Source organism: Halopseudomonas salina (assembly GCF_014637955.1).
GTDB lineage: Bacteria > Pseudomonadota > Gammaproteobacteria > Pseudomonadales > Pseudomonadaceae > Halopseudomonas > Halopseudomonas salina.
Window position 1 is genome coordinate 20,960 of record NZ_BMFF01000010.1, and the last position, 11,727, is coordinate 32,686.

Genomic DNA, 11,727 nt, shown 5'->3' on the forward strand with positions numbered 1-11,727 from the left:
CAGATCAGAACTTGTAGCCAATGCTGGCCATGTAAACCATCGGATCAATTTCCACATCAACCTTGCTGGGTATGCCCGCAGTGCGGAAGTTGGCTGTGGTGTCGATGTCGGCGTACCAGACTGCGGCATTCAGATAAACCTGCTCAGTCAACTTATAGTCCATGCCTGCTTCCAGGGCGTAACCCCAAGAATCATCGAGATCCAGACTGGAAAAGCCCGCGCCCTCTGCGTTGCTGGACAGGTCTTCGCTGAAGAACATGGTGTAGTTCAGACCAGCACCAACATAGGGCTGCCAGGCGGAGCTTTTAGCCATTGGGAAATATTGCAGGGTTACTGTCGGTGGCAGGTGCTTGATGCTGGCAAAGCGGCCTGCGCCCTTGAGTTCGATGTCGTGGCTGAACGGCGTGGCCGCAAGCAGGCCGATACCAATATTGTCGGTCAGCATAAAGGTGCCGGTAATGCCGAGCTGGGTGTTGCTATCAACGCCGACTTCCAGGCCGGTGTTGGCGCCGCCAACGAATACATTACTGCTGCTTTCCTGAGGGTCAACAACCGCGGCGCCAACGCGCACGATGACATCACCTGCCTCATGAGCCTGAGCCACAGATGCGGCCAGCAGTGCGGGGGCGAGCAGGAGGCCGGCGGCCAGTTGAATAGTGAAACGTGACATGATGAATCTCCCTTGCGTTTGGTATGGCGAGACTTTAGGCGTTGTCAGACAGACAGATATTGATCTGGAGCAAAGTTCTTTCGGTCTATCCTCATTCCTTGAAGCTTGCAGACCAGGCCTTGAATAATTGAGCTGTTCAAATGATAATGCTTCTCTTTTAATAGCCCGCCAGCGGGTGAAACATTTCCGGAGAGTCTGGATGAGAGCGGTTTTATGGGTATTCCTCGTCTTGCCGATGATAGCGGTGGGGCAGGACACGACGGAGCAGGCCCTGGAGCAGAGTCAGGCCCTGGTGCGCGAAGCGCGGGACTCGCAGCAACGCATCGATCAGCTTGATGACGCTACCCGACAGGCGCTGGAGCGGTATCGACAAGCCATCGAGCAGCGTGAGCAGCTGGTTGATTACAACGCGCGTCTGGCCGAAATGGTCGGCGCCCAGAACGAAGAGCTCGAGGCTCTGGAGAGCCAGTTGGCGAGTATCGAGGATACCCAGCGCGAGCTGTTGCCTCTGATGCAGCGCATGTACGACTCCTTGCAACGTTTCGTAGCCCTGGATCTGCCGTTTTTGTCTGAGGAGCGGGCAGATCGTCTGGCGCTGCTGAATGAGCTGCTCAAAACCGCCAATGTCAGTGTGGCTGAAAAGTATCGCCGATTGATCGAGGCATACCAGATTGAAAGTGACTATGGCCGCACGCTTGAGGCCTGGAGGGGCACTCTTGGCGAGAATGAGCAGGTCAAGGTAGTCAATTTTCTGCGCCTGGGGCGGGTCATGCTCTTCTATCAAAGTCTGGATGGCCGCGAGCAGGGCTACTGGGATGCTCAAGTCAGCACCTGGAAGCCACTCCCGGACGAATATCGCCGTACGCTTGAGCAGGGCTTGAATATCGCTCGCCAACAACAGACCCCGGTCATGTTACGTCTGCCGTTACCACCGGTAACCGAGCTGGAGGGCGGTCTATGAAACGTTTTCTGATGCTTGCCGTTCTACTGTTGCCGGCCATGGTCTCTGCCCAGCCGGCCGACCTGGATGCGCTTCTGCGCGATATACAACAGGTGCGCAGCAACGAGCAGGCAGCCATGCGTGAGCGGGAATCACGCTTCATTGCCGAGCGCGATCAGCAACAGCGCCGCTTGCGCGAGGCAGAAGCGGCACTGGCTGAAGTGCAGGCCGAATCCGATCGGTTGGAGGCTGAGTTTGGCCTGCATGAAAAGGCCCTCAAGGAGGGTGAGGCGGAGCTGGCGCAGCGTAGCGGCAACCTGGGAGAACTGTTTGGTGTGGTTCGTCAGGCGGCTGGAGATACACGTAGTCAGTGGCAGGACTCGCTACTCAACATGCAGTTTCCGGATCGCATCGCCATGCTTGATCAGTTGGCCGAGAGTCGCCGCATTCCCACAGTAGAAACGCTGGAGGCCTTCTGGTTCATGTTGCAGCAGGATATGACGGCCAGCAGCAAGGTCAGTCGTTTCGTTGCTCCGGTAGTCGGCGAGGATGGTCAACAGCGTGAATTGCCGGTAGTGCGAGTGGGGCCGTTTACCGCTCTACAGGGAAAGGATTACCTGCTTTATCAGCCCGATGCCGAACGCCTGCTGGTTGCCGGACGGCAGCCTGAGGGTCGGAGTCCGGTCAACGATTTTATCGAGCCGCGGGAGGGTCTGGCTGATCTGAGGGTCGACCCAACTCGGGGGAATGTGCTGCAGCAGTTGCAACAGACGCCCTCGCTGGGCGAGCGCGTCCATCAGGGAGGGGTGGTTGGTTATGTGATTCTAGCCTTGGGTGTGCTCGGCTTGCTGCTGGCGCTCTGGCGCCTGGCGTGGCTGCAGCGCACCAGCCTGCGGGTTGATCGGCAGGTGAAGGATCTGGACAACCTCAAACGCGACAACCCTCTGGGCCGGGTGCTCGGAGTTATTGGCAGCCGGCCTCGGCTGGAACAGCTCGATACTCTGGAGCTGAAACTCGACGAGGCTATTCTCAAGGAGACGCCCTCGCTTGAGCGTTGGCAGGGCCTGATCAAGCTGCTCGCAGCAGTAGCTCCCTTGCTGGGCTTGCTGGGCACGGTTACCGGGATGATCGCCACCTTTCAGGCAATCACCCTGTTCGGTACCGGAGACCCAAAGCTGATGGCTGGGGGCATATCCCAGGCGTTGGTGACCACCGTACTCGGCCTGGTGGTGGCTATCCCGTTGTTGTTCATGCATGGCCTGGTGGCCGCGCGCAGCAAGGCGCTGATCCAGTTGCTGGAGCAACAGAGTGCCGGCCTGATCGCGCTGCATCTGGGCGGTGAGGAGAAAGAGAATGCCTGAAGGGCTCTGGCAGCTCCGGGACTTTCTCGATAGTGGTGGATGGGTGCTCTGGAGCATCCTTGGCGTCACCATTGTGTTGTGGACGTTGATGCTGGAACGGTTGTGGTTTCTTGCTCGGGTATTTCCACATGAGGCGCACCAGCTGCAGCAGGGCTGGATAGCCCGTGGCGACCGCAGCAGCACTGCAGCGCGATTTATACGTGCGGCCTGGTTGTCCCGCGCGCAGATTCGTCTGCAGCGGTATTTACCCATGGTGCGCGTATTGATTGCCCTGTGTCCGCTACTAGGCTTGTTGGGTACCGTCAGCGGCATGGTGCAGGTATTTGATGTCATGGCGCTGAGCGGTAACGGTAACCCCCGGGCAATGGCCGCCGGGGTCTCCCGCGCCACAGTACCCACCATGGCCGGGATGGTGGTCGCCATCAGCGGATTATTTTGTCTGGCGCGGCTTGATCAACAGGCCCGCCGGGCGCTGCAGCGGCTCAATGACCGACTGCGATTTGAATAGGATCGACTAGATGCGCATGCGCAGACACCACGCAGGTAGCGATGAAGAAGCCGGTATCGATATGACGCCGATGCTCGACATCGTTTTTATCATGCTGATTTTCTTTATTGTCACCAGCTCCTTTATCAAGGAGTCGGGAATCACTGTGCAGAGCCCCTCGGCGGACTCTGCCGCAGAGCAGCCCAAGGGCAATATTCTGATCGCCGTCAGTCCGGATGGTGAAATCTGGATCGACCAGCAGCAGGTTGATGTGCGAGCGGTGCGTGCAGCGGTTGAGCGTATGCTGGTAGATCAGCCTGACAGCACCGTGGTGGTCCAGGCCGACCGGGATTCGCGCAGCGGGCTGGTCATTCAGGTAATGGACCAGGTCCGTCTGGCCGGCGTGCAGGATGTGGCGCTCGCGGCAACTGCTGCGGCGCCCGGGGGACGCTGATGCGGCTGCTGCTGAGCTTTGCCGGAGCCTTGCTGGTCGCCCTGGTGCTGTTTGCATTGATGGTGATCCTGGTCATGCCGCCGCGTGACGACACTCTGGCGGAGGAAGAGCTCGCGCGGGTGAGCTTTGTGCGCGCGGTAGGCGATACGACCAGCGAAAGCCGGCAAAGGCAGCAGCGTGAGGCGCCCGAACGGCCCCAGCCACCTGAGCCGGTTCCCCAAGCTCAACCGATAACCGCGCAACCTCAGCCTGCACCGGAGGTGAGGCTGGACATCACTATTCCTAGCCTGCCGACTTCGATTCAGCTCAGCAGCGCGCCCACGCTGGCAGGGCTCAGTGCCGCGCAAGTGGCGCCCGCACCGAGTCCGACAGCGGATGCAGCGCCAGCACCCGCAGCAGCTGCCGCGCCCTCCCTGTCGGAAGAAGTTACTCCGCTGGTCGATATACCCCCAAACTATCCAAGGCGGGCGGTCGCCGCGGGCATCGAGGGACAGGTAAAGCTGGCATTCACAATCACGGCGGAAGGTCGGGTGGAGAATTTGCGGGTAACTGACGCCAGTCCTGCGGGGGTGTTCGAGCGTGAGGCTCGCCGGGCGGCTAGCCGCTGGCGGTTTGCGCCCCGTAGGGAGAATGGTCAACCGGTCGCTCGAGAGGCGACCAAGACTCTGCATTTCCGACTGGAAGGGAGGCGCTGATGCGCAGACTACTGTGCGTTCTCGCCGTACTCGTCAGTTGGCATGTCCAGGCTCAGCAAACGATTGAGCCGGCCGTTTTTCAGGCGTTGAGTAGCGCGCTTGGGGCGCAACAGGCTGGGGATCTGGCGGTGGCGCGCAGCCGCCTCGAATCTGCTTTAGCGCAAACTGAAAACCGCACCTTGGAGCGCGCGCTACTCGAGCAGCGGCTGGGTTATCTGGCGATCGAAGCCCAGCGTAATGCCGAGGCCATCGACTGGCTCCGCAAGGCGCTTGCCCATAATCAGCTTGAGGCACAGGCGGCCAGCCAGGATCGGCGCAATCTGGCCCAGCTGCTGGCGCAGGCTGGCCAGGATGCTGAAGCGGTCAGTCTGCTGGAGTCGGAATTGGCCTCCGGTACCTTGCCGCTGGAAACGCGTCAGTTACTGGTGCAGCTGTACAATCGTCTGGAACGCTATAGCAAGGCCATCCCATTGGCTGAGCAGGTAGTCCTGGCCGACCCGGGTGTCGACGTGGTCTGGTATCAGTTGCTGGCCGGTATGAATTATCGGCTTCAGCGTTACCAGGCAGCGGAGAAGTGGTTTCGCGTATTACTGCGCCGGGACCCAGGCAATGCACAGGCCTGGCGGCAGTTGGCGGGTGTGCAAAGCCTCGATCGGCGGCAGGTCGATGCAGCAGCAACCCTGCGTCTTGCCTATGAGGGTGGGATCCGTCTCAGCGACACTGACCTGGAAAACCTGGTGTCCCTGCAGGTTGCGGCTGGAGCGCCATGGCAAGCGGCAAGATTGCTGGAGGTACTGATGCAGCAAGAGCTCCTGGCGCCCAGCCGCAACCGTAACGAGCGATTAGCGCAGCTCTGGCAGCAGGCGCGCGATCATGATCGCGCACAAGCGTCCTGGGAAGCTCTGGCCCGGCGCACTGGCCAGTCCGACCATTGGATGCGTGTTGCGTCAATACAGCTTGAACGCGGGCAATGGCCAGACTTGCTGGAAAGCCTCGCACAGGCCCGTACAACCGCGTCAGCCGCGCAGCGGCAAACGATCGATCAATGGGCAGATTATGCTCGTCGGGTGATGGATCAGGGTTGACGACTGCGTGCTGTCGGGCACTGGTTTGCAAGCACAACCCGCTTAGTAGCTATACGGCTCTACATTCGCATCGGCGATACGGTAGCCGGCGTTGGCCAGGTCACTTTCCACATGCTCTACCTGCATGGCCCCGGTGACCCAGAACGGCTGGTACAGCGCTGCCAGTTCAATACCCTTGGCGCTTTGCACATGGACAATCTGGTTGGAAGGCGGCGGGGGCACATGAATGCAGGCGCCGAAGTAGGGCACCAACAGAAATTCGCTAACGGTGCCGTCGGCATTGATACCTAGCGGCACAATATATCCAGGCAGTTTCACTTCCCGGCCGTCAAGAGTGGCGACGACCGGAGCGGAGGGTTGCATCTGCACGGCCGGATCGCCGAACTCCTCTTCACTCAGGGTGTCGGCGAGCGAGGAAAGATCATGGGTTGGTTGCTGCATGTCGCCTAACCCAAGCGCATCCGGCGGCACCAGGTCGCCCCAGCTCAGCTCTTCCACCGCGATAGCGGGGAGGGCGCCGAGCGACAGTGCGCAGACAGCAGTAAAGGCGGCAAGATAACGCATGCAGTACCCCGTGAGGTTTGGATCTAAAGTCAGGTGCGGATCGAAAGACCATCAGCCAGCGACTGCCGGTAGGCACGCCAGGCTGGCACGCTGCCCATGAGAATGCTGGCTGCCAGAATAGCGCTGAGCAGCGCCCATTCATAGAGCCCCGGAGGGGTGATGGCGATGAACAGCCCATAGCGTGAAAGAATCAAGGGTTGGGCGAGCCACAGACACAGATACATCAGGCCGAGGCCGAGCACGATCCCGGCCAGGGCCAGGCTGGCGGCCTCAAGCAACAGAAGACTGAACACATGTCGCGGTTTTGCTCCAACGGAGCGCAGAATGGCCATCTCGCGGCGGCGCTCGTTCAGGCTGCTGAGAATGGCTGTCAGCATCCCCACCAGACCGGTCAGAACGACAAACAGGGAAACGATGAACAGGGCTTTTTCGGCCATGCCCAGCAGGCTCCACAACTCCTGCAACGCGACACCGGGGAGGACTGCCTGCAGGGGTTCGCCGCCAAACTGGTTGATGTCTCTTTGTACTGCAAAGGTACTGATGCGGCTTGTCAGGCCAAGTAATACTGCGGTTATTGCCTTGGGTGTCAGGTCCATTTCCCGGGCCTGTTCCGCGCTAACACTTGCGGCGCCCCGTGCGGGCATGCCCTGTTGCCAGTCCACGTGCAGCGCTTCCATGCCCTGCAGGCTGATATGGATGGTGCGGTCTACCGGGGTGCCGGTCTTGCGTAGTATGCCGCTGACGCGGAAGGGTTTGTCGCCGTGATCTACAAAACTCACAGAGCCGGTGCCATGGGCCAGCACCAGCTCACTATTGAGCGCATAGCCCAATTCCCGCGCCACGTCCGCACCCAGCACGGCATCATATAGATCGTTGAAAGGTGCTCCACGGGCCATCTCGAGTGCCTGATCACGCCCGTGCCGATAGTGCTCGAAATAGCTGGCGCTGGTGCCCATGACCCGAAAGCCGCGGTGCGAGTCGCCCAGGGAAATCGGTATGGCCCAGGCTACCCTGGGGTGCTCGGCGACCTGCTGGTAGCTGTCCCAGCGAATGTTATTGGTAGCGTTGCCGATACGAAAAACCGAATACAGGAGCAGTTGGACCGAGCCGGAGCGGGCGCCGACGATCAGGTCTGTACCAGAAATGGTACTGGTGAAACTGGCCCGCGCCTCCGTTCGAACCTTTTCCACGGCCAGTAGCAAGGTCACACTGAGGGCAATCGCCAATACCGTCAGGATGGCGGAAAATCGACGGTTGGCCAGACTCTTTATTGCCAGGCGCAATAGATACATCAGAGCACCTCTCGGCTAGTGGCTGCGCGGTTTATGTCCTTCAGCGAGAGCGCCCGATCAAATAGCGGTTCTAGGGATGAGTCATGGCTGACGAACAGCAAGCTGCTACCGCCGCGTTCACATTCAGCGAACAATAAGCGCAGAAAGGCTTCCCGACTGTCCGTATCCAGGGCTGAAGTGGGTTCGTCGGCAATCACCAGTTCCGGATTGCCGATCAGGGCCCGGGCTGCCGCTACCCGTTGCTGCTGGCCTATCGACAGCTCGGTAACGGACCGACGCAGCAATTGCGGATCGGAGAGCCCCAGGCCGGCAAGCAGATCCAGTGCTGCCTGCTCCAGGCTGGCGCTGCGGGCGAGCGCCCGCTCACGGCGCACTGCCGAGAAGCGACAGGGCAGGGTTACGTTCTCAACCAGCGAGAGGTAAGGCAACAGATTGAACATCTGGAATATGTAGCCGGTGTGGTCTGCACGAAAGCGGTCTCGTGCGGCCGCCGAAAGCTCGGGAAGGCTTTTTTCCAGGAGTCTTATGCTTCCGCTGTCTGGCAACAGCACGCCACCGAGCAAGCCCAGCAGCGTGGTCTTGCCGCTACCCGATGGTCCCTTGAGAAATACCCGCTCCCCGCGGTAAAGAGCGAAACTGTGTATGTCCAGTAAGCGCGGCTGGCCGGGCCAGGCGAAGGTCACGGCATCTAGCTGGATCAGGACTGGCTGCATGGGGGTATCTGATTAATTGGAGAGTCGGAAGCTGCAATTGCGAGCGTCTCGAGTATATCCGATCCGCTCGCAACCGCGCCTTCACAGGTGTATGACGTTTTGTTCTGGTGTTAGCTCGCCGCCCTGTTGGCCCGTGGGCGTGATGGCCTGTAACAGGAGTTTTTCGGTACCGGGGAACGCGTCGAACAGCTTGACGTCAATTTGCTTGAGTGCGTCGGGGTTGGCACAGACGAAATGAAAGTGAGCGTTGATATCCGCGTGAGCGCTTTCGGTGTCGCCATGGTCGCCATGCTCGTGATGTTCTGCATGATCATCGTGGTGTCCGCCCTCATGGGCGGCATGATGATCATCGCCCTCAGCTACCATGGCCGCGAACAGGGCGCTCTCGGCTTCAGCCTCTTCCAGCAAGCAACCGGCGGCTTCAGAAAATATGAACAGGGTCTGTGCCTGTTCAAGGCGCTGGCGCGCCTGTGTCACCCTGGCAAGGTCTTCGCTGCGGGTGGGCATATACTCAAAGCCGACAATATTGGCAGCAGGGCTTGCGAGCTCGAGGACCAGGTTCTGGCCTTCCAGTACCAGGTTGAGGCTTGCTACACCATGCTCATGGGATTCCAGACTCGCAGTGTTTGCCTCGCTGTGCCCATGCTCATGTTTGTGATCAGCGTTATGGCTGTTGGCCTGAATGGCAAAGGTCAGCGAACTTAGTAGTCCGCCAACCAGCAAAAGAGTATGGCGCATGGGCAATCTCCAATATGTTGATAGGATGTTATCCTATAACATAAGAATCAGGCCTGCCAGCTTTCTCCGGAATTCCGCCCCGCCAGCTTCAATACAGCGCCTGATAGAGCTTGCGTCGGTACTGGATGGTCAGCGGGTGCTCGCTGCCAAGGGCGTTGAATACATCCAGCAATGTCCGGTGGGGGCTTCCATCGGCGTAACCACGGTCACGCTGGAACAGTGCCAGCAGGGCGGCAAGAGCTTCCTCGTGGCGTCGCTGCGACAAATCGACAAGTGCCAGTTGATAGGTGGCTTCACTGTCATTGCTGTTCTCTTCCAGGCGCTGCTCTAGCTCGATGCGTGGCGGCAAACCCGTGGCCTGGCGCAGAAAGGTTACCTGGGCCCGTATTCCAGTCAGGGCTGCCTTGTGTGCGTCCTTGTCTTTGACTGCTTCGAGTATCTGCTCGGCTGCGTCCAACTGACCATCCAGTGCCAATGCTCGACCTAGCAGAACCAGCAAAGGATCTTCAGGGTGCTCGCTTATGGCCGGCTGCAGCAGCGCGATTGCCTGCGCCGCGTGGCCCTCCTCGAGAAGCGCGGCAGCTACGCTCGCCAGGTCTGCTTCGGGTTCTGGGGCCTCCTCGGGCACGGCGCCCAGATGAGGCTCGATGATCGCCCGGATAGCGCTTTCCGGCTGAATGCCGGCAAAGCCATCGACGGGCTGGCCATCCTTGAATAACACCACCGTGGGCAAGCTGCGAATGCCGAAGCGCTCGCTCAGTCCGGGTTGCTGGTCGCAGTCGACCTTGGCCATCAGCAGCTCACCGGCATAGCTGTCGGTAATGGCGGCGAGTACCGGCATCAATGCCTTGCAGGGAGCGCACCATTCGGCCCAGAAATCCACCAGCACGGGCTTGTGAAAGGAGTTTTCCAGTACGTAGCGATCGAACGTCGCTTCGGTGACATCAAAGATATGGGGTGAGGCGCTCATGGGCGGTATCCGGCTGGTGGTCTGAAGAGTGGGTTGCTGTGCAGTTGTGTGCAGATATGGGGGATGGCCAATGCAAAATCAAGCACCGGTCGTTGCACGATACAGGCTGACCTGGCGAAATTCGGCCGGTTCACCCAGATCCGGCCAGGTACGGCCCTCAAGTATGCAATCACGGCGGTACCCGGGATGCCGCAGATCACGTACCCGCGAGTCGGCCAGCAATACGGCGTCGGCCCGCTGCACAAACAGGTCGAGAAAAAATCGGTTGTCGGCGTCATAGAGTACGTCGGCGGCGACAATCAGATCCACCGGGTCGCTCTGGGTGAAAAAATCTCCCGCGTAGTTCAATGGCAGGGCGTTGAGTTCGGCGTTCAGCTGACAGGCCAGCCGTGCCTGTGGGTCCAGATCGCAGGCAATGCTGCTTGTGGCTCCGGCCAGGCTACAGGCCAGGGCTACCACGCCGGACCCTGACCCGAAGTCCAGTATCCGTTTGCCGCGTACCACCTCAGGATGATCAAGGATCCAGCGCGCCAGAGCCAGACCGCTGCCCCAGCAGAACCCCCAATAGGGCGGATCTTCCAGGATTCGGCGGGTCTCCTCGCTGGAAAAGGCCTGATCCAGGTTGTCCGGGTCCAGCAACCATAAACGCAGTTCTGGCACACCGGGCAGATCACTGGCAACGAGGCGGGCGTGGGGCAGAGTCCGGCGTAACTCGGCCTGCAATGCAGCTAGATTCATGGGACTGGGTCCTGAACAAGGGGGAGCATTGTAGCGCTGCTGGCGCCCACGGCGAATATCAGCTGCTGTAAAGGGAGGTGTGCAGGTGATTCTGCAGGTATTCGATCAGCGCCCGGGTGGCAAGCGTCGGGTACAGATTGGGCGCAGTCAGCAGGTACAGGTGGTCCCCCCAGGCCCTGACCCGAGCCTGGTACTGCGGCAGGATATGCGCCAGCGCCCCGTCCGCCAGTTCTTTGCGGACACTGTATAGCGGCAACAACGCGCAACCGAGGCCGGCCAGTGCGGCTCGTTTGATAAACAGCATGTCTTCGGTCTGCAGCCGAGGACGTAATGCCAGCGTACGGGTCTGGCGTCCGTCGCTGAGTTCCAGCGGCAGGCGTTGATCGGGCAGGTTGACACTCAGCATGTCCAGCTCCAACAGGTCATCCGGGGTCTGCGGGGTGCCCTGCCTGTCGAGATACTCGGGGCTGGCGCACAGCGCCCAGTCGACCGGCCCCAGGTCCCTTGCGACCAGGGCATCGGGGGGCGTCGAGGTGACACGGATGGCCACATCGATTTCGGCGGCGACAAGATCGAAGATGCGGTTGCTGAAGGTCAGCTGCAGGCTGACCTCCGGATACAGGCGGGCAAACTCGAGCAGCAGTGGGCCGACGACCTGCTGGCCGAGGGCTACCGGTGCGCTCAGGCGGATATGCCCGCGCAGGTTCTTGCCGAGGTCATCGACCGTGGCCTGCAGGGCGCCCAGCTCCTGGCTGATGCGGGCGGCGTGCTCATACAGCGCCCAGCCGATCTGGGTCGGCTCGACTCGGCGGGTGGTACGCCGGAACAGCTGCAGTTGCAGGTCCTGTTCCAGTGCCTTGAGTCGCCGGCTGATATGCGAACGGGACGTGCCCAGACGCCGCGCCGCGCCGCTCATGCTGCCGGTTTCAACAACGGCGCACAGGCACTGCAGGGATTTGATATCCATTGATTGTCGTCATTTGGTAAACAGTTTGGACTTGTTGCGGAGCATTGTAGATC

At 60.3% G+C, this 11,727-nt stretch carries 14 protein-coding genes; 6 read left to right on the forward strand and 8 right to left on the reverse strand.

Going from position 1 to position 11,727, the window contains the following annotated elements; all coding sequences use genetic code 11:
* Positions 1-4: 4 nt before the first annotated feature.
* A complete protein-coding gene (locus tag IEV54_RS16790; protein WP_150279305.1) occupies positions 5-670 on the reverse strand; it encodes an OmpW family outer membrane protein in 666 nt (221 codons plus the stop codon).
* Positions 671-869: 199 nt separating this feature from the next.
* Between IEV54_RS16790 and IEV54_RS16795 the strand changes: the two genes are divergently transcribed.
* The 6 genes from IEV54_RS16795 to IEV54_RS16820 are packed head-to-tail and all read left to right on the forward strand — an operon-like array spanning position 870 to position 5,692.
* Entirely contained in the window at positions 870-1,631 is a 762-nt protein-coding gene (locus IEV54_RS16795) for a DUF3450 domain-containing protein (protein WP_150279306.1), read from the forward strand.
* Positions 1,628-2,971, forward strand: a complete 1,344-nt coding sequence (locus IEV54_RS16800; protein ID WP_150279307.1) for a MotA/TolQ/ExbB proton channel family protein — start codon at positions 1,628-1,630, stop codon at positions 2,969-2,971. Before IEV54_RS16795 ends, IEV54_RS16800 begins: the two co-directional genes overlap by 4 nt.
* Positions 2,964-3,479, forward strand: a complete 516-nt coding sequence (locus IEV54_RS16805) for a MotA/TolQ/ExbB proton channel family protein (RefSeq protein ID WP_150279308.1) — start codon at positions 2,964-2,966, stop codon at positions 3,477-3,479. Before IEV54_RS16800 ends, IEV54_RS16805 begins: the two co-directional genes overlap by 8 nt.
* 10 nt (positions 3,480-3,489) lie before the next feature.
* Positions 3,490-3,912 carry an ExbD/TolR family protein gene (locus IEV54_RS16810; protein WP_150279309.1) on the forward strand — a complete coding sequence of 141 codons (423 nt, stop codon included), beginning with the start codon at positions 3,490-3,492 and terminating at the stop codon, positions 3,910-3,912.
* Positions 3,912-4,607, forward strand: a complete 696-nt coding sequence (locus IEV54_RS16815) for an energy transducer TonB (RefSeq protein WP_150279310.1) — start codon at positions 3,912-3,914, stop codon at positions 4,605-4,607. Before IEV54_RS16810 ends, IEV54_RS16815 begins: the two co-directional genes overlap by 1 nt.
* The gene (locus IEV54_RS16820) at positions 4,607-5,692 is read left to right on the forward strand and encodes a tetratricopeptide repeat protein (RefSeq protein ID WP_150279311.1); all 1,086 of its coding nucleotides are present in this window, start codon (positions 4,607-4,609) and stop codon (positions 5,690-5,692) included. The genes IEV54_RS16815 and IEV54_RS16820 overlap by 1 nt, the downstream gene beginning before the upstream one ends.
* A gap of 42 nt (positions 5,693-5,734) precedes the next feature.
* On the opposite strand, the gene IEV54_RS16825 is transcribed toward IEV54_RS16820, so the two are convergent.
* The 7 genes from IEV54_RS16825 to IEV54_RS16855 form a co-directional block, all read right to left on the reverse strand.
* Positions 5,735-6,256 carry a DUF3299 domain-containing protein gene (locus tag IEV54_RS16825; protein WP_150279312.1) on the reverse strand — a complete coding sequence of 174 codons (522 nt, stop codon included), beginning with the start codon at positions 6,254-6,256 and terminating at the stop codon, positions 5,735-5,737.
* A 29-nt stretch (positions 6,257-6,285) separates the two neighbouring features.
* The gene (locus IEV54_RS16830; protein WP_150279313.1) at positions 6,286-7,548 is read right to left on the reverse strand and encodes an ABC transporter permease; all 1,263 of its coding nucleotides are present in this window, start codon (positions 7,546-7,548) and stop codon (positions 6,286-6,288) included.
* Positions 7,548-8,261 carry an ATP-binding cassette domain-containing protein gene (locus tag IEV54_RS16835; RefSeq protein WP_150279314.1) on the reverse strand — a complete coding sequence of 238 codons (714 nt, stop codon included), beginning with the start codon at positions 8,259-8,261 and terminating at the stop codon, positions 7,548-7,550. The genes IEV54_RS16830 and IEV54_RS16835 overlap by 1 nt, the downstream gene beginning before the upstream one ends.
* A gap of 81 nt (positions 8,262-8,342) precedes the next feature.
* Entirely contained in the window at positions 8,343-8,999 is a 657-nt protein-coding gene (locus IEV54_RS16840; RefSeq protein ID WP_150279315.1) for a DUF2796 domain-containing protein, read from the reverse strand.
* An 88-nt stretch (positions 9,000-9,087) separates the two neighbouring features.
* A complete protein-coding gene (gene trxA, locus IEV54_RS16845; RefSeq protein WP_223825557.1) occupies positions 9,088-10,023 on the reverse strand; it encodes a thioredoxin in 936 nt (311 codons plus the stop codon).
* Between the two features lie 24 nt (positions 10,024-10,047).
* Positions 10,048-10,707, reverse strand: a complete 660-nt coding sequence (locus IEV54_RS16850; protein WP_150279317.1) for a class I SAM-dependent methyltransferase — start codon at positions 10,705-10,707, stop codon at positions 10,048-10,050.
* A gap of 58 nt (positions 10,708-10,765) precedes the next feature.
* Positions 10,766-11,674 (reverse strand): LysR family transcriptional regulator, encoded by a 909-nt coding sequence (locus tag IEV54_RS16855; RefSeq protein WP_150279318.1) that lies wholly within the window; start codon positions 11,672-11,674, stop codon positions 10,766-10,768.
* Positions 11,675-11,727 lie beyond the last annotated feature (53 nt).

Excerpts from the sequence above, each read along its gene's own strand:
- IEV54_RS16840 (WP_150279315.1), bottom strand. The coding sequence starts at position 8,999 with ATGCGCCATACTCTTTTGCTGGTTGGCGGACTACTAAGTTCGCTGACC.
- IEV54_RS16810 (WP_150279309.1), top strand. The coding sequence starts at position 3,490 with ATGCGCATGCGCAGACACCACGCAGGTAGCGATGAAGAAGCCGGTATC.
- IEV54_RS16815 (WP_150279310.1), top strand. The coding sequence starts at position 3,912 with ATGCGGCTGCTGCTGAGCTTTGCCGGAGCCTTGCTGGTCGCCCTGGTG.
- IEV54_RS16855 (WP_150279318.1), bottom strand. The coding sequence starts at position 11,674 with ATGGATATCAAATCCCTGCAGTGCCTGTGCGCCGTTGTTGAAACCGGC.
- IEV54_RS16830 (WP_150279313.1), bottom strand. The coding sequence starts at position 7,548 with ATGTATCTATTGCGCCTGGCAATAAAGAGTCTGGCCAACCGTCGATTT.
- IEV54_RS16795 (WP_150279306.1), top strand. The coding sequence starts at position 870 with ATGAGAGCGGTTTTATGGGTATTCCTCGTCTTGCCGATGATAGCGGTG.
- IEV54_RS16850 (WP_150279317.1), bottom strand. The coding sequence starts at position 10,707 with ATGAATCTAGCTGCATTGCAGGCCGAGTTACGCCGGACTCTGCCCCAC.
- IEV54_RS16820 (WP_150279311.1), top strand. The coding sequence starts at position 4,607 with ATGCGCAGACTACTGTGCGTTCTCGCCGTACTCGTCAGTTGGCATGTC.
- IEV54_RS16805 (WP_150279308.1), top strand. The coding sequence starts at position 2,964 with ATGCCTGAAGGGCTCTGGCAGCTCCGGGACTTTCTCGATAGTGGTGGA.
- IEV54_RS16835 (WP_150279314.1), bottom strand. The coding sequence starts at position 8,261 with ATGCAGCCAGTCCTGATCCAGCTAGATGCCGTGACCTTCGCCTGGCCC.
- IEV54_RS16790 (WP_150279305.1), bottom strand. The coding sequence starts at position 670 with ATGTCACGTTTCACTATTCAACTGGCCGCCGGCCTCCTGCTCGCCCCC.
- IEV54_RS16825 (WP_150279312.1), bottom strand. The coding sequence starts at position 6,256 with ATGCGTTATCTTGCCGCCTTTACTGCTGTCTGCGCACTGTCGCTCGGC.
- IEV54_RS16800 (WP_150279307.1), top strand. The coding sequence starts at position 1,628 with ATGAAACGTTTTCTGATGCTTGCCGTTCTACTGTTGCCGGCCATGGTC.